The organism is Thermococcus sibiricus MM 739 (assembly GCF_000022545.1).
GTDB classification, from domain to species: Archaea; Methanobacteriota_B; Thermococci; order Thermococcales; family Thermococcaceae; genus Thermococcus_A; species Thermococcus_A sibiricus.
In genome coordinates this window covers 1280968-1295408 of sequence record NC_012883.1, presented here as the reverse complement: position 1 = coordinate 1295408, position 14441 = coordinate 1280968, and the positions used below count along the sequence as shown (strand labels likewise).

The window sequence follows — 14441 nt, the reverse complement described above, 5'->3', positions numbered from 1 at the left end:
CATTTTCAAACTAAACTCCACCCTCTCAATCATCCCAGTCCCATTCCTCATCATCAAATTCATAATCTTCGTCTTCCTCATCATCAAAGGACCAGTCCTCGTCGTCACTGCCTCCAAGCGATGTCCTAACAACACTCGTGCCTTTAGCCTTAGGCATCTTCAGAGACACTACGAGGCCAAGAATGAAGAATCCCACCGCTAACGGAACTGCAAGCTCCTGGAGGAACATTGAACTGATCAAATACCCAACGCCTCCAAGGGTCACGGCCACAATGGAGGCTAGGAGTAACTTGATCAAGTATTTTTTGATTAGCCAGAGCAGTAAGAGAAGTGCACCTATCAGCACAACACCTACAAAAGGACCCTCTACACTAAACCCCGTCAGATAGTCTTCGCTATCCTGGCATAACGCCAAAGGCAGGCTTGTTATCCAAATCACTATGCCCGCAAGGTAGTATTTTTTCAATATATGCACCACCAAGGCAAACCCATCTCGCAGAAAAGGAAAGCGGGACAGGCTTTGCTTTTGACATGTTACGTAATATTATTAATAAACTTTTCGATTATTGAGAAATATTTTACTATTCAAATCTTGAATACTACTAAAATTGAGTAGGGGAGCGTGTAAAACGCCCCTCAATCGTCTCTTCTTCCTCTAATCCTGGCAACAGCCCCACCAATGAGGATGAGGACAAGGAAAGCCGCTGGACCACATGTTACTGACACTTCAAAGCCATCCCCCTCTTCGGTAGTTTCAGTAGTTGTAGTACCATACCCTTGGCTTGTACTAGTTGAAGAAGTTATGGTCGAACTAGTGGTCGTCCGGCTGGACGTAGTTGTATCTTTAGGAGGAGCATAAGCTAACAAAGTCTTCACATTGGCGTTCGTATCATAAATTTCAGCAATTGTATCCTTCACAACAGCGTTACTCTGACCTACCACTGCAGCAGAGGTAGAAACCTCAGCACTCGTTTCAGACACTTGGGCGTTTGAATCCCTGCAGAACTCACAGTTCTGCAGGTTTCCATCAGGTGGAAGTCTGAGAACCCAACCATCAGCTTCACTAACGCTGAAGCTGTAAGTAGCTCCTGCTACAATTAAGTCGCTGTTCTCAGCGATTAAAACTGCACGAGCTATGTCGTCATTATCAATTCCACCGTAAGTCTTCTGCCACTTAACGTTACCATTTGCATCAAGTCTAAGAAGCCAAGCGTCGTAGTAACCAGCACCGAAACTGTTGCTCTCGCCTGTAACAATTATATCGCCGTTCTCAACGATTGCAATCGCCCAGGCGTCTTCATCTCCACTTCCACCGTAAGCTTTTTGCCATTTTATGTTTCCGTTTGCATCAAGTCTAAGAACCCAAAAATCAGCCCCACCAGCGCCAAAGCTCATAGTGTCGCCTGCCACTATAATATCCCCGTTCTCAGCGACAGCAACCGCGTAAGCTTCTTCATCAGCACTTCCTCCGTAGGTTTTTTGCCACTTAACATTACCATTAGCATCAAGTCTAAGGACCCAAACATCAGTTCCCCCAGCGCCAAAACTTAAAGTCGCGCCTGTTACGATTATTTCACCGTTTGGAGCAACTGCAATGGCGACTGGATAATCCTCATCATTTCCACCGTAAGTCATCTGCCATTTCACGTTCCCATTCTCATCAAGCCTAAGAACCCAAAAGTCACTATACCCAGCGCCAAAGCTGTAAGTGTAGCCTGTTGCAATTATATCTCCATTTGGTGCGGTAGTAACTGCACGAATTAAGTCATCGTCGTTTCCGCCGTAGGTTTTTTGCCACTTAACGTTACCGTTTGCATCAAGTCTAAGAACCCAAGCGTCATCATAGCCAGCCCCGAAGCTGTTGGTGAAACCTGCCACTATGCTGTCCCCATTATCTGCAGTTGCAACAGATATGGCCCATTCACTTCCACTTCCACCGTAAATCTTCTGCCACTTAACGTTTCCTCCTTTATCAAGTTTCAAGACCCAAAAGTCTTCGTAACCGACACCGAAGCTTTCAGTTCCTCCGGCCACTATCACGTCTCCGTTTGGAATAAGGCCACCTGCATTGCCCCAATCAACTCCATTTCCACCGTATGTTTTGACCCACCAATTTGTTTTTTCATTTGAAGAAGTGGACGTTGTCGTGGTAGCTGTTGTAGTGGTGGTTTTTGTTGTCGAGGGGTTTATAGGAGTGTAAGACCACAGGGTTTCTACTTCCGCATTCGTATCATAAACGTCAGCATTAGTGTCTTGGATTTTGGCGTTTGAGTCTTTCACTGCGGCATTAGTTGTTTGTACTACAGCATTGATCTCGTAGACTTCGACGATTATATTCTGATCCCATATCTCGCCTGAGTAGTTGGGAACTTCATCAACATTAAACCAGACGGCTGTGACATCACAATCGACATCAAGATCTTCTGTTGTTTTACAAAGAGTGCCTGCCAACGCTGCTGTTCCATCGGAGAGGACTTTAATACCCCCACCACCTATGTCCTTTGCCCACTTGACTTCTCCATTGGGACTTAACCTCAGCAAATCCCATCCAGCCAGTAGGATGTCTCCATTCGGGGCAATAGCAATACCATTTGGACTCATCTTATCAATTGCCCAAACTCCCATATCGCCCCACAAACCGTAAGTTTTTTGCCATTTGATATTGCCGCTTCCATCGAGTTTAAAAACCCAAAAATCGCCATTCTCGAAACTGCCAGTATAACTTGCCACTATGATGTCACCATTTGGGTCAATGGTAACCGCATCGGGCCTCTCATCATCACTTCCGCCGTAGGTTTTTTGCCATTTAATGTTACCTCCGCTATCGAGCCTGAGAATCCAAATATCCTCATAACCAGCACCGAAGCTGTTAGTCCAGCCTGTTACTATGATGTCTCCATCAAGAGTGATTGCAACAGCTTCAGCTTCCTCTTCACCACTTCCGCCGTAAGTTTTTTGCCACTTAACGTTACCATTCTCATCCAAACGAAGAACCCAAAAGTCACTGGAACCGGCGCCGAAACTGACAGTGAAGCCCACTACAATCACGTCACCATTCGGAGTTAGGGCAATCATAGTGGCCTCATCGTCGTGCCAATCCCCATAACTCTTCTGCCATTTCACATTACCACTTCCATCCAAGCAAAGAACCCAAACGTCACTATAGCCATCACTGAAGCTGTTAGTATAGCCCGCCACGACGATATTTCCATTCTGAGTTATGGCAACTGCGACAGGGGAATCCACGTCACTCCCGCCGTAGGTCTTCTGCCATTTCACGTTACCATTAGCATCAAGCCTGAGAACCCAAACGTCACCCCAATCAGAATCGCTGAAACTTTGAGTGTAGCCTGCTACAATCAAGTCCCCGTTTGGAGCAATTGCAACTGGCCAAGCATAATCATTTCCACTCCCGCCGTATGTTTTGACCCACCAGTTCGTATTTTCGGCTTTCGCTTCTTTTGGTATTATTGTGAGCGCCCCAAAAAGCAAAACAATCCAGAGTATAATAACGGGGGATTTTATTTTTTCTTCAAACTTAACTTTATGTTTTTTACTCATGACGTAAAACCTCCTTTAATTTTGCAAGATTAGTCATTATTTTATTTAAAAATTTCGGTTTATATTCTGACTAAAAAAACTTGACTAAAATAAGGCATAAATATAAATCAGATAGAAAAGGTAATTTGTGCTTTTGTCACGTACTTCGAGAAGAAGATATCACTAAAATTTTCCATCATGATAATGTGGGAGCTCACCTCTTCCAGAGTCTCAACGTTCGCTATGGCTATCCGATGATGCTATAGAGCATGGAAAGAGTAATATAAGACAAACCCCGAAGAGAAGTATGTGTAAAAATATGAATGTTATGGAAAACCCTAAGCTTTCAAAATCTGTGAGGAGGCACCTTGAGCCCGACGAAAAAGTAGTAGTAAAAAATAAATGGTTGGTAGCAATATTGCATGATGGATATGTGTGAGGATAAATTAATGGTTAATTGTTATAAATAGGCAGATGAAATATTGAAATGATCGATGGTAAAACTCATTTGAAATTGGAATATTTAGTTAAAGGAGACATTCCCAACTCCCAGGCGATGAAGAGATTCATCCCTCCTGACGGGACAAACCCTCGGATGAGGATGCGGTCCCCCCTTGAGCCTTTTTGAGGTGAAGAACATGATTCCTATAGAGATACCCCCTAATACTCTCATGCTTACAGGCATAGGATACGATTCAAATATTTACCTCTTTCGGGATGAAAATGAGGGTCTTATTGTGGATACGGGTACTGGAGTTTATTGGCATAGGTATTTTGAGATACTTGAGAGGGAGAATTATCTTGAAGGCCTTGAAAAAGTTACTATCCTTAACACTCACGAGCACTTTGATCATGTTGGGGGAAATAAAAGATTTAAAGAATTCCTCGAAAAGATGGGTGTTAGTGTTATTTTTGCATCTCATAGAATTGCTGCAGATGTTCTAGAGAAAGGAGATGATTACGTGGTTCTTTCTTATGCCTATGGAAGGCGTTTTGAGCCCCAGACAGTTGAGTTAAAATTAGAAGACGGTGATAAACTCCAGATAGGGAGGAAAAAACTTAAGGTTATCCACACTCCTGGTCATACTGCTGGGAGTATTTGTCTCTATGAGCCTGAGGAGAGAATTCTCTTTACAGGAGACACAGTATTTAACCGAACAGTGGGGAGAACTGATTTACCAACGGGCAACTTTGAGGAGTTAATAAATTCCATAAATGTACTAAGCACTTTTGAAGTTGATGTGGCTTTATCTGGTCATGGCAAGGTTATAATGAAATGGCATGAAAACTTGGAAGTAATTAAAAAAGTATTGGGGGCTCTTAGGTGAGAAAAGGTTTCGTGAAGGAAGTATTATCCAAAATTAAATATGATGCACGAGAAAATGAAGAGGATTATTACATCGTCATTGAGCATAGAGGGACTTATGGCAACATAAAAAAGATACCGGTGAAAATGATAACCCTCGGCCACGGTTATTTTTTCATTGAAGATACACAAATTCCCTATCATAGGATTTTAGCTGTTATAAAGAAAGATGGAAAAGTGGTATGGAAAAAGAGAGGTTTAGGAGACGAATTCAAATTCTAACCTTTATTTGTTAGTGTAGTTAAATAGAAAAACTTTTCTATGAGTTAGCCTATGGCGTTAGGAGGGCAAAAGATGATAGATGCTCACGCACATGTAGAGATGTTTAAGAAAAATGTTCCTCTTATTGTAGAGGAGAGTAAAAAAGAACTGAAAGCGATAGTGGATTCTATAACAGAGTATAGAAAGTTCCGTGTATGGAAAAGCTGGGAACTTCTGGAGCCCTATTTTGGCTTTATATTCCCTACCTTAGGATTTGCGCCTAACGAAGCGAAAAGGGGTAACTGGGAAAGGGTTAAGAAGGTGGAAGAGTTTATTTGGGCCAAAAAGGATGAAATAGTGGCTATCGGTGAAATAGGCCTTGATTATTACTATGCTGGGACTGAAAAGGAAAGAGAAAATCAAAAGGCAATATTTGACCATTTTTTAACCCTTGCAGAGGATCTTAATTTACCAGTAGTTATACATGCTAGGGATGCAGAAAGAGAAGCTTTTGAAATGGTTCAAAGAAAGGGCCTTGTGGCATATTTTCATTCTTATAGTGGGGATGTGGAAACTGCGAAAGAAATTGTCGAAAATTCTCACTTAGTCGGGATAAATACTGGTGTAACGTTCATTCCTGAAGTTGAAACTGTTGCAAAGGTTCTTGATATCGAGAATATTCTTGTGGAGACAGATGCCCCATACATGAGTCCGTTTAAAGGTGAAAAGAACAAGCCTACTTATGTTAGAGTGGCTGTTGAAAAAATAGCAGCGATAAAAGGTGTGGGGGTTGAAGAGGTGGAAAGTGTAACAGATAAAAACACTTTAATGTTCTTTGGGATAGATTTGAGGTGATAAGTCATGGAAGAAGCTGAAAAAGTTAAAGCTCTATGTGAAAAACTTGGGGAGAAAGATCTTCTGAGAACCATAGACTCCTTTATAATCCTTCAAAGAGAACTTTCGACTAAAAAAGGAGAAGACTTTGTAAATGTAGCAATTTTAGGCTTTCTTGAGGGGATGTTAGTGAGCCTTCGAAAAAAATATCCACAAAACCAGGATATTCAGGGCCTTCTTGAACTGATAAGAACTAAAAGAGCGGAGCTTGAAGAAAAGTTCAGAAAACCCGAAATTCATCTCTTTGAGGAGAATGTGGATTGAGAGTACTGAGCATTTCGACTCCTGAATTCTTAGTAAAAGTCTTTAAAGAGTTCACCTTCCTGTAGATACCTTCGTTTTAGTTTGAGGGCCGTTTTTGCTTTTTCCAGTTCTCTTCCTAGGTAAAAAGCATGCCGTGGGGAAATCTCAAAGTGCTCAAGAATCGTATCAATTATTGCATCTGGATTTTCCCCTACCATTGTCAACACCTGTTTTGTACCTCTGTGTGCTATAACCCATATTTTACCTTCTTTAATGAAAATGCGGAAATAAATATCCTCTAGCTTAATCTCTCGTTGCTTAGCTTCCAGGATGGGAGAGTTTATTTCATATGTGATCTCTTCACGCTTTTTCTCTTTGAGGATGAGCAGGTCAAAGCCCAGATCTTTAGGAATATTGAAGAGCATCATATCTATGGCCCGTCTTAGCTCTTTAACACTGCCTTGGCATTTTGGGCTTACTTCGGTGGTTAAAAGCAAGGATACCTTGAGCTCACCAGTGATTCCAGCTAGAAGGGAATTAATTCCAACACTATCAGCATCTATCATCTCTACGACATTTCCTACTCCTGCTAAAAGAACGTCATTTGGATTTCTCTCACGGTAAAGTTGAAAAGCCGAAATAGAGCGGCCTAAGTATGGCACGTGCTCTAAGATCAAATCCAGAATAATATTTTTATAGCCGAGCTGGATAGCATTTTCTTTGAGCTTTTCCAGGAATTTAACTCTATTTTCAGGTTTTTGGGGGAAATACCCGGTCTTTTGGTTTGTGGGAATCAAAACTACCGGAGTCTTTGTAACAAGTTTCTCAAGGTTGCTCCCATCAATACTTAGCAATAGGTCCGCATGTTCTGAGACCCTTTCAAGTTCTTTTTCATTCAAGGAATCAAAGCTAATCGGGACATCAAAGCCATTCTCTTTTATTTTTTCCCTTATTTCAGGGAGTAAATCAATGAAATCAAGGTTTTCTTCCCCACTTATCATTCCTATGTCAATTACATCTGCACCGCTTTTGAGATAATAAAGGGCCTTGTTTACAATTTCTTCCACGCTAAGCTTTGGAGCATCAACAATTTCTGCCACTATTCTTTGGGGGAAGTCAAACCCAACAGGCAGGTTTCCAATTAGAAGGTTATATGGTTTTTTAAGGGCATTTTCAATGTAATTCTTGTTCTTTGTCTTGTTTCTGATATCTTCGACTTTCTTTAGGGCATTCATCTGAAAGAGCTCATCTGCAGGAACCTTTTTGCTTAGTTTAAACCCATTTTTAATGGCCTCAAGAGTTTGGGGGATGTCATGAGCGTATTTGGGCCCCTTGAATGTTGGTATACCTGTAGCTTCTTCAATTTCTTCGGTAGACCCTCTAACAAGCCCTGGGATCAAAATTAGGTCATAACCTTTTATGTTGCCCTTTATTAGGTAATTTGCTATCATTTTAGGAGTTAAAAAGGCTGCAACACTAATAGGGCACACAAAAACATCGCACCCTTTTCCATATTTTCGCACGATTGGCTCTGCTACCCTTCCAGTAACAAGAAGTATTTTCATGTTATCCCGTTTCTCTTTGGGGGTTATATTTTTTTCCAAAATTTTTCTTTTAAAATGGTCTACAGATCTCCTTCAAAAACTTTATAAGTGGAAGTATTTCTTTCTTAACAAGGTGTAATAATATGATTGAGGTGGAGAGACTTCTAAAAAAGTTTGGAGAGAAAATTGTACTTAATGGTATTGGTTTTAGAGTCAATAATGGGGAGATTTATGGATTATTAGGCCCAAATGGAAGTGGAAAATCTACTACTATGAAAATTTTAGTGGGAATAGTGCGGCCTACGTCTGGTCAAGTTCTGGTAGATGGTGTTGATCCCACAAGAGACTCAATAAAAGTTAAAGAAATGGTAGGGTATGTTCCTGAGATACCAGTGTTATATGAAAGCCTGACTCCAGGGGAGTTTTTTAATTTCATAGGGAGTGTTAGAGGGATCCCCAAAGAGGAACTTGAAGAGAGAGTAAGTCAATTTGTTGAAGCTTTTGGTATTGAAGAATATCTGGATCAGTTTATAGGGACACTGAGTTTTGGGACCCAACAGAAGGTTTCCCTTATATCTGCCTTGCTCCATGATCCGCAGGTTTTAATTTTGGATGAGGCCATGAATGGCCTTGATCCTAAAAGCGCTCGAATTTTACGGGAATTGTTACTGGAATTTAAGAAAGAGGGTAGGAGCATAATTTTCTCAACTCATATTCTCCCTTTGGCAGAGATGATATGCGACAGAATTGGACTCATATATAAAGGGGAGATTATAGTAGAGGGCACCATGGAGGAGCTAAAAGAAAGGGCCCATGAGGAAAATCTTGAGGATATTTTCCTTAAGCTAACTGAGAGTAAGGATGAAGTTTACAACATTGTACAGGCCTTAAAAGGTACACTTTAGGTGGGTCTGATGATTAGGATTCTCTATCGCGAGCTTCATTATCAAATTGCCAAACGGAACCCTCTAGTTGTGAATGATGAAAAACAATTTAAAAAGGCTATTAAAAACGCCATGAGCCTAAAAAGAGGTTTGGGAGTACAAACATTCGGATTTATTCCATTCGGCCTTTTGATGGCATCCACATTTGTTTTCACAAATGATAGGCTTGTTTTAGCATCTTTAATGGTTTCTCTAGCCCTTCTTCCGTTTGTCTTTGCGATGTATGTAACTGCAATTCAAGCTTCTTATGTGCTTTCCATAGGCCTCTTTAAACCTCTGGAGGCTTTGCCTATAAGATTGGGTTCCAAGTACCTCAGTGGACTTTTATTTCTTGAGATATCACCTGCTTTGGGAGTAATTCTACCAAGTGTATTCGTTATAATGGCAAAATATCCACTTGAAGGTACACTGGCCCTTTTATGGGTTTTCATAGGCCTGTTTTTGGGCCATGCGCTGGGACTTGTTATAGTGAATTTTTTTGCTCTTAAGGTTCACCAGAGAGCCGGAAAAGGGCATACGTTAAAGAGTCTAGTCAAAGCAGTATTTTTCCTATTGTTTATTGGAATGTTCATGGCGATGAATTACCTTCAGTACTACATAAGGGAGCATTCAGAAGAAGTTGCAAGGATCATTGGAAAGTATTTCATTGCTTATCCCTTTTCTGTAGCATCGATTTTTGAACCTTCTAGAAGTGCAGGGTTGTTAATGGTATACGTTGCTATAATTGCACCGGTTTATTATTTAACTTTAAGAGCGGTTTGGAAGAAAATACTTGAACCTCCAGTGGTTTCGGAGAAGATTTTCGTTTCTAAGTTTAAAGCAAAGATTACAAATAAACTCCTTGCTCTTACCTTGAAGGACTTTCGGATGTTTGTTAGAAAACCGGCTATGCTGGTTGCATTTCTAATTCCCCTCTATATGGTTCTTCCGACGATCGTAGATGCTTTTAGAAAGGGTCAACTTTCACTGCTTAATGTTTTGGTAGTTTTGTTCATGATAGGCCTTTTTTCAGTTGCTGGGGCAGATGCAGTCTTAAAAGTTGAAGGAAATGTTCTTGAGCTCTTAAAAACACTTCCAATAAGGAAAAGAGAGTTCATGCTATCAAAAATACTTTCCATGACGATAGTTCCAATAACGATTGGAGTTTTAATTGTGATTTTTGGGGCACGTTATGATGTTGATTCTCTTTTGTTGTTACCTTATGCTTTCATGCTTCCTCTGATCTCAGCATCCATAACAATGCTTTATCTTTTCCGTTACACCGGGGAGGATATAGGTATACCAGAGCTTAGTTGGCTGTACATGATTTTTATGATAATAATTGTGGGGATTGTTTTTGCACTTATTGCAGCCCCTCTTGTGTTTGGGTTAAAACACCTCTTTGTAAGTCAGGGGATTGCGTTGGGAATACTTTTTATCTTGTTTATTATGGCAAAAAAACACTAACAAGTGATGTGAAAAATCGCAAGAACTCTCTTTTTGCTTTTAAGTTCGTTGAAAAGCTCGGCAGCCTCTTTCGTAGGCTTTTCGAGGATTTCTTTGTCTCTTACTAGTGCCTTACTCTCGCTTAGGAGAGAAAGAAGGCCATAAATGCCGGTGCCTACTAAAAGAACGTCAAAATCTTCTTTTAGGTATTCTCTAAGTTCATCTGGATCAAGTTTGTGGCTTGTCCCATGCTTCTTTTTTGAAAGCCATTTTTTGCGCTTTTCAATCTTTCCGGAGGGATAAATAACGATATCATGCTTATATTTCTGTCCGTTTATAATTATTCTTCCAAATTCAATACCCTCTATCATTTTTCTCCCCCAAACTTCTCAACGCATCTTTTATTATCTTTCCATGATCGAAAGCAAGTTTGATCTCTTTAATTTCCTCAAAACTAAAAACTCTGGCTTCCCCCGCATCATCGCCTCCTCTTAGTACACCTTTTCCTTTGGCTAGGAATGCAGTGGTGACAGTATGGCCTCTTGGGTCCCTTTTTGGATCGCTGTAAACTCCAATGAGTTTTATTAACTCCACATCTAGCCCGGTCTCCTCTTTAGCTTCCCTTATAGCAGCATTTTCTACTTTTTCCCCATACTCTACAAATCCTCCAGGAAGGGCCCAATAGTCTTTATATGGTTCATTAAAGCGTTTTATCAGCACTATGCCACCTTTGTATAAAATTACCAGATCTACAGTCAATCCAATGCATCGGTGCATCTCTACTTTAACTAGAGGATAGTTCTCTTTCACAACTTTTTCGATCTCATTTCTTAGTGAATCGATTTTATATCCTTGTGGTGTTTTCACAAGGAGGATGTATCTATCCATGGGGTTCACCTTCTTCATCGTTTATCCGTTTGACCTCTATGAATTTAGACTTTTCTGCAACTTCATCAAGAGAAAAATTGAAATCTCTTTTCTCTAAAAACGTGGCTGTAAATGTATTGGTCATTTTTAGTGCCTGAATAAAAGAGTATTTTTTGTATAAGTAGGAAAAAACAGCCAGAAATACATCACCGGCCCCGGTAGATTCTTTAATCTTCTTTTTCAGGGGTTTATATATGTACTTATCCCCCCTGTGGTATGCAATTCCACTTTCAGGTCCATTGGATATTAATAAAACTTCAAATTCTTTGGGATTCATATTTTTTAGGCGCTGGAATTCATTAACATCCGCATGAATAATGTTTGCTGGTTTTAAGAAACTTGCATCTATATTTTTTAGCCTCACTCTCATGTTTTTTATTTCTCTAATGAATCCTTGGACGTCTATAGCGAGATACTTATCCTTAAAGCTATTTAAAGCATCCAGAGGTATTTCATTTGCAACAGGATTCAGTAGAACCATATCGAATTTCTCTTTGGGGAGTTCCTCCGGATAGAAGGGGTCTGCTCTTGATAAAAGTTCAAGAGTTCTCCCATTTTCGCTTGTATAATGTAATTTATATACTGTGCTCTTCTCCGATGGAATTATTATAACGGAGACACCTCGGGCCTCAAGCTCTTCCAACCAGGATATGGGGAAACTCTTTCCCACTTTCGTTAGAACCAGTACATTACAAAACTTGGAAAGAGCAAGAGCTGAATAATAAGCACCACCACCGGCCCTCTCAATCTTCTTGCTTCCTCTTAATATTATGTCATGTGTCATGTGGCCTACCACTAAGCAATCCATTTTTCTCACCCGTAAACTTTAATTAGGTAAAGGCCTTTTTTAAATTGATGCTGCATGATTGAAGGTGTATTTGTTCCTCATATAACTCCTTTCGATGAAGAAGAAAAAATAAATGAAGAAATGCTTCGTGAGCTTGTCCATTACTTTGTTGATGCTAAGCTTAATGGACTAGTTACTTTGGGAAGTAACGGTGAGTTTCCATACCTTAATTTTGAAGAAAAATTAAAAGTTCTGAAGATTGTAAGGGAAGAGTCATCGCTTCCTGTTATAGCTGGGGTTGCTGAAAATTCAACGAGAGAAACTATAAAACTTGCAAAGGAAGCCTGGGATATAGGGGTTGATGGGTTGCTTATAGCACCCCCATATTACTTTAAACCCAATGTAAGAGAGCTTTTTGCACACTATTCCCGGATTGCCTATGAAGTTGAGGCTCCAATTTTGCTCTATAATGTCCCCAAGTTCACAACAATAAATATAGATATTGATGTTGTGGAAAAGCTTGTGGAAGAACACTCTAATATAGTTGGGATAAAAGACTCAAGTGGGTCAATAGGCAGAATTGCAGAACTTATAAGAAGAGTTGGGGGAAAGATTAGTATTTTAGCAGGAACTGCTGACCTCATGTATCCTTCTTGGGTTTTAGGAGCACATGGTGCAGTAGTGGCAGTAGCAAACGTTGCCCCAAGACTTTGCGTGGAATTATACAATGCTTTTCGCGAACAAAAATACGAACGGGCAAGAAGGCTTCAGCTCATGGTAAACTATCTTAACGAGGTTGTTGTTAAGAAGTATAACCAGATAAGTGCCATAAAAGAGGCAATGAGGATGCGTGGCCTTGAGGTTGGATATCCCAGAATGCCAGCACTCCCTCTTGATGAGAAGGCCTTGGAGGACATAGAAAAGACTCTGATAGAAATTGGCCTCATATGATACTCAATTTTGTGAACAACTTATGGTTTTAAAAAGAATTAAAAACCTTTTTTATATTCCCGATTAGGTGAGAAAAATGTGTCTGGCAATCCCTGCTAAGATTATTGAAATTAAGGATAACGTTGCTATGGTTGATTTTGGTGGAGTTAAGAGAGAGGTTAGGATAGATTTTGTCCCACACGCTAAAGTGGGAGATTATGTTATAGTGCACACTGGATTTGCAATTGAGAAGATGGATGAAAAGGCAGCCTTAGAAAGCTTGAAGGCCTGGGAAGAGGTTATGAAAGCAATGGAGGAGTGATCATGGAATTTTCAATTTTTCATGATAAAGACTTAGCCCAGAGAATACTGCAGGGTATAAGGAGAGAAGCAGAAAAAATCGGGAGAGAAGTGAAGTTAATGCATGTTTGTGGAACTCACGAGGACACGGTAACTAGAAGCGGAATAAGATCCCTTCTGCCTGAAAATGTCAAAGTGATGAGTGGGCCGGGCTGTCCCGTTTGTATAACTCCAGCAGAGGACATAGCGGTTATGATGGAAATAATGCGCAGAGCAAGAGAAGAAGGCGAAGAGATAATTTTAACTACGTTTGGGGATATGTATAAAATCCCGACCGCAATTGGAAGTTTTGCAGATTTAAAAAGCGAAGATTTTGATGTTAGAGTTGTTTATTCGATATATGACTCATATAAGATGGCCCTTAAAGAAAATAACCACCTTGTGGTTCATTTTTCTCCCGGATTTGAAACTACAACAGCACCAGCAGCTGGAGTATTAAAAGAAGTGATCGAGAAAGACGTTAGTAATTTTAAGATATATTCTGTTCATCGTTTAACTCCTCCAGCCGTTGAGGCTTTAATCAAACAGGGAACGGTTTTTGATGGACTTATTGATCCGGGCCACGTCTCTACGATAATAGGTGTAAAGGGGTGGGAGTATATAACAAAGGAATATGGGGTTCCCCAGGTTGTGGCTGGATTCGAGCCTGTGGATTTTCTTATGGCCGTATTCATGCTTCTGAGAATAATAAGAAAAGGCGAAACGAAAATAGAGAACCAGTACACAAGAGTTGTAAAATATGAGGGGAATGTTGAGGCCCAAAAAACCATGGAAATGCTTTTTGATACCGTTGATGCAAAGTGGAGGGCATTGGGTATAATACCTAAAAGCGGTTTGGAAATTAAGGATGAGTACAAAGACTTTGAAATAAGGACATTTTATAAGGTCGAGCCCCCAGAGCTGCCTGATCTGGAGAAGGGATGCATATGTGGAGCTGTGCTTAGGGGACTGGCATTGCCAACGCAATGTCCACTGTTTGGAAAGAAGTGCACGCCGAGAAATCCTGTTGGGCCGTGTATGGTTTCCTACGAGGGTACTTGTCAAATATTTTACAAATACGGCGCGCTATTTTAAGCTGTTTTTGTTTCTTTGCCTCTCTTTTAATGAGAGTTTTTACTATTGACATCCATTCTAACCAATTTAGAAAAAAGTGCGGATATTGGATAAATTTTCTCTAAGAGAAATACAAAGGCTCAGAGGGTGTTCACGTCATCACTTCTCAGCATGCTTGCTAATCGTCATCGCCTGAAGTAGCTATGTTTTGCTTCTTTTAAAGCTAT

Annotated in this window: 16 protein-coding genes; 10 read left to right on the top strand and 6 right to left on the bottom strand. The window is 40.3% G+C overall.

Annotation, left to right across the window (positions count from 1 at the left end; translation table 11 throughout):
- Positions 1–25: 25 nt before the first annotated feature.
- Together TSIB_RS07035 and TSIB_RS10610 are read right to left on the bottom strand one after the other, a co-directional pair.
- On the bottom strand, positions 26–415 hold the full coding sequence (locus TSIB_RS07035) for a hypothetical protein (protein ID WP_148206183.1): 390 nt from the start codon (positions 413–415) through the stop codon (positions 26–28).
- A 221-nt stretch (positions 416–636) separates the two neighbouring features.
- The gene (locus TSIB_RS10610) at positions 637–3561 is read right to left on the bottom strand and encodes an NHL repeat-containing protein (protein ID WP_015849716.1); all 2925 of its coding nucleotides are present in this window, start codon (positions 3559–3561) and stop codon (positions 637–639) included.
- Positions 3562–3847: 286 nt separating this feature from the next.
- On the opposite strand from TSIB_RS10610, the gene TSIB_RS10700 reads away from it, so the two are divergent.
- The 5 genes from TSIB_RS10700 (at position 3848) to TSIB_RS07005 (ending at position 6265) form a co-directional block, all read left to right on the top strand.
- Complete coding sequence (locus tag TSIB_RS10700) at positions 3848–3979, top strand: hypothetical protein (protein ID WP_266105270.1); 132 nt, start codon at positions 3848–3850, stop codon at positions 3977–3979.
- Between the two features lie 199 nt (positions 3980–4178).
- A complete protein-coding gene (locus tag TSIB_RS07020; RefSeq protein ID WP_048160427.1) occupies positions 4179–4868 on the top strand; it encodes an MBL fold metallo-hydrolase in 690 nt (229 codons plus the stop codon).
- Complete coding sequence (locus TSIB_RS07015; protein ID WP_015849713.1) at positions 4865–5128, top strand: DUF504 domain-containing protein; 264 nt, start codon at positions 4865–4867, stop codon at positions 5126–5128. The genes TSIB_RS07020 and TSIB_RS07015 overlap by 4 nt, the downstream gene beginning before the upstream one ends.
- Positions 5129–5200: 72 nt before the next feature.
- Positions 5201–5962, top strand: coding sequence for a YchF/TatD family DNA exonuclease (locus TSIB_RS07010; protein WP_048160426.1), 762 nt, complete (start codon positions 5201–5203; stop codon positions 5960–5962).
- Between the two features lie 6 nt (positions 5963–5968).
- Positions 5969–6265, top strand: a complete 297-nt coding sequence (locus tag TSIB_RS07005; protein WP_015849711.1) for a DUF3216 domain-containing protein — start codon at positions 5969–5971, stop codon at positions 6263–6265.
- Positions 6266–6294: 29 nt separating this feature from the next.
- Here the strand turns inward: TSIB_RS07005 and TSIB_RS07000 are convergent, their stop codons facing one another.
- Complete coding sequence (locus TSIB_RS07000; protein ID WP_048160882.1) at positions 6295–7809, bottom strand: dihydropteroate synthase-like protein; 1515 nt, start codon at positions 7807–7809, stop codon at positions 6295–6297.
- A 122-nt stretch (positions 7810–7931) separates the two neighbouring features.
- Between TSIB_RS07000 and TSIB_RS06995 the strand changes: the two genes are divergently transcribed.
- Positions 7932–8693 carry an ABC transporter ATP-binding protein gene (locus TSIB_RS06995; protein WP_015849709.1) on the top strand — a complete coding sequence of 254 codons (762 nt, stop codon included), beginning with the start codon at positions 7932–7934 and terminating at the stop codon, positions 8691–8693.
- 9 nt (positions 8694–8702) lie between these two features.
- Positions 8703–10178 carry a hypothetical protein gene (locus tag TSIB_RS06990; RefSeq protein ID WP_015849708.1) on the top strand — a complete coding sequence of 492 codons (1476 nt, stop codon included), beginning with the start codon at positions 8703–8705 and terminating at the stop codon, positions 10176–10178.
- On the opposite strand, the gene TSIB_RS06985 is transcribed toward TSIB_RS06990, so the two are convergent.
- The 3 genes from TSIB_RS06985 to TSIB_RS06975 are packed head-to-tail and all read right to left on the bottom strand — an operon-like array spanning position 10175 to position 11892.
- The gene (locus TSIB_RS06985; protein ID WP_015849707.1) at positions 10175–10528 is read right to left on the bottom strand and encodes an Mth938-like domain-containing protein; all 354 of its coding nucleotides are present in this window, start codon (positions 10526–10528) and stop codon (positions 10175–10177) included. The two genes, TSIB_RS06990 and TSIB_RS06985, sit on opposite strands and share 4 nt — an antisense overlap.
- Positions 10512–11045 (bottom strand): NUDIX domain-containing protein, encoded by a 534-nt coding sequence (locus tag TSIB_RS06980; protein ID WP_048160425.1) that lies wholly within the window; start codon positions 11043–11045, stop codon positions 10512–10514. Before TSIB_RS06980 ends, TSIB_RS06985 begins: the two co-directional genes overlap by 17 nt.
- Positions 11038–11892: a carbohydrate kinase family protein gene (locus TSIB_RS06975; protein WP_048160424.1), complete on the bottom strand. Its 855-nt coding sequence runs from the start codon at positions 11890–11892 to the stop codon at positions 11038–11040. Before TSIB_RS06975 ends, TSIB_RS06980 begins: the two co-directional genes overlap by 8 nt.
- 54 nt (positions 11893–11946) lie before the next feature.
- Between TSIB_RS06975 and dapA the strand changes: the two genes are divergently transcribed.
- From dapA to hypD, 3 genes are all read left to right on the top strand, one after another.
- The gene (dapA, locus tag TSIB_RS06970) at positions 11947–12822 is read left to right on the top strand and encodes a 4-hydroxy-tetrahydrodipicolinate synthase (RefSeq protein ID WP_015849704.1); all 876 of its coding nucleotides are present in this window, start codon (positions 11947–11949) and stop codon (positions 12820–12822) included.
- A gap of 76 nt (positions 12823–12898) precedes the next feature.
- Entirely contained in the window at positions 12899–13123 is a 225-nt protein-coding gene (locus tag TSIB_RS06965; protein WP_048160423.1) for a HypC/HybG/HupF family hydrogenase formation chaperone, read from the top strand.
- Between the two features lie 2 nt (positions 13124–13125).
- Positions 13126–14235: a hydrogenase formation protein HypD gene (hypD, locus tag TSIB_RS06960; protein WP_015849702.1), complete on the top strand. Its 1110-nt coding sequence runs from the start codon at positions 13126–13128 to the stop codon at positions 14233–14235.
- Positions 14236–14441: the final 206 nt, after the last annotated feature.

Bases quoted from the DNA above. Each gene is read 5' to 3' on its own strand.
- TSIB_RS06975 (WP_048160424.1), bottom strand. From the start codon at position 11,892: ATGGATTGCTTAGTGGTAGGCCACATGACACATGACATAATATTAAGA.
- TSIB_RS10700 (WP_266105270.1), top strand. From the start codon at position 3,848: ATGTGTAAAAATATGAATGTTATGGAAAACCCTAAGCTTTCAAAATCT.
- TSIB_RS10610 (WP_015849716.1), bottom strand. From the start codon at position 3,561: ATGAGTAAAAAACATAAAGTTAAGTTTGAAGAAAAAATAAAATCCCCC.
- TSIB_RS07005 (WP_015849711.1), top strand. From the start codon at position 5,969: ATGGAAGAAGCTGAAAAAGTTAAAGCTCTATGTGAAAAACTTGGGGAG.
- TSIB_RS07010 (WP_048160426.1), top strand. From the start codon at position 5,201: ATGATAGATGCTCACGCACATGTAGAGATGTTTAAGAAAAATGTTCCT.
- TSIB_RS06990 (WP_015849708.1), top strand. From the start codon at position 8,703: ATGATTAGGATTCTCTATCGCGAGCTTCATTATCAAATTGCCAAACGG.
- hypD (WP_015849702.1), top strand. From the start codon at position 13,126: ATGGAATTTTCAATTTTTCATGATAAAGACTTAGCCCAGAGAATACTG.
- TSIB_RS07020 (WP_048160427.1), top strand. From the start codon at position 4,179: ATGATTCCTATAGAGATACCCCCTAATACTCTCATGCTTACAGGCATA.
- dapA (WP_015849704.1), top strand. From the start codon at position 11,947: ATGATTGAAGGTGTATTTGTTCCTCATATAACTCCTTTCGATGAAGAA.
- TSIB_RS06965 (WP_048160423.1), top strand. From the start codon at position 12,899: ATGTGTCTGGCAATCCCTGCTAAGATTATTGAAATTAAGGATAACGTT.
- TSIB_RS06995 (WP_015849709.1), top strand. From the start codon at position 7,932: ATGATTGAGGTGGAGAGACTTCTAAAAAAGTTTGGAGAGAAAATTGTA.
- TSIB_RS07000 (WP_048160882.1), bottom strand. From the start codon at position 7,809: ATGAAAATACTTCTTGTTACTGGAAGGGTAGCAGAGCCAATCGTGCGA.
- TSIB_RS06985 (WP_015849707.1), bottom strand. From the start codon at position 10,528: ATGATAGAGGGTATTGAATTTGGAAGAATAATTATAAACGGACAGAAA.
- TSIB_RS06980 (WP_048160425.1), bottom strand. From the start codon at position 11,045: ATGGATAGATACATCCTCCTTGTGAAAACACCACAAGGATATAAAATC.